Here is a 1,024-nt window from a genome sequence, read left to right on the forward strand (position 1 = left end):
CCGGAGCGTATACGCCCTGTGGATGATGAGCATGCCAAGGCACTTGCACAATCAATGGCGCGGGAGGGATTGATGAATCCGATTACGGTGCGCCATACCCCCAATGCTAAGGAAGGTAATTATACGCTTATTGCTGGTGCGCATCGGCTTCGTGCTGCGGAGCTTTTGGGCTATAGTGACATTGATGCCGTTGTGGTGCAGGCGGATAAGGACAATGCTGCGCTTTTAGAGGTTGCTGAAAACCTCTTTCGCAATGAGTTGTCTGTTATTGACCGTGCGCTTTTTGTCCAGACTTACCGCGAATTGTGGGAAAAAAAGTATGGGGAGATTCAACGTGGCGGTGACCATGGTAATCAATATACAAAGGACAAAATGGCAAAGGGTAAAGTTTACCCTTTGCCAAATGATGGTGACTTAAATGGCAAAGTGCAAAGTTTGCACTTTGCCAAACATGTGGCAGATCGTATTGGTTTATCGAAGGAGTCTGTGAAACTCCTCAATCGTATTTCCCAGCATTTACAGCCGGAGTTGCGCTCTGTTTTGCGGGGGACGGTATTGGCAGATAATCAAGCGCAATTGTTGAAGCTTGCCAAGATGGAGCCGGTTGCGCAACGGCGGGTGGCGATTGCTTTGCAACAGGTTGAGGGGGATTTACGGCGGGCTGTTGATTTGGTCAATGGGATTAATACGCCACCGCAAATTAATGAACAGGAACGGATTTTTGCTCAGTTATTGGGTGTTTGGCAGAGGGCGGATGCGCAGACAAAGGCGCGGTTTTGTGATTATCTTGCAAGAGAACGGGGGGAGGAGCAGGCATGAAGAGGCATGGTTGCGGGCAGCTTGATTTTTTCCAAAAGCCGGTTTTTCCTTGTCGTGAACCCGTTGCGCAGATTGATTTAGGGCGGTTTCGCTCGCGCATTAAGCGAGCGATGGCGCGGGCTTTGCGTGAATGCCGGCATGAGCGCAGTGTGATTGCGGAGCGTATGGCGCATTATTTAGGGATTGGGTGTTTAAGTAAGGCGAG

General features: G+C 50.1%; 1 protein-coding gene and 1 pseudogene. Both read left to right on the forward strand.

Translation table 11 applies throughout. The annotated features are described in order from the left end of the window. Positions 1–819: ParB/RepB/Spo0J family partition protein (locus ACFIJL_RS09520; protein ID WP_375624471.1), on the forward strand; the 819-nt coding region annotated here is incomplete at its 5' end. Then, positions 816–1,024 (forward strand): annotated as a pseudogene (locus tag ACFIJL_RS09525) (hypothetical protein); the annotation flags it as partial. The gene ACFIJL_RS09520 and the pseudogene ACFIJL_RS09525, both read left to right, overlap by 4 nt.

The organism is Bartonella sp. TT119HLJHH (assembly GCF_042193385.1).
Classification (GTDB): domain Bacteria; phylum Pseudomonadota; class Alphaproteobacteria; order Rhizobiales; family Rhizobiaceae; genus Bartonella.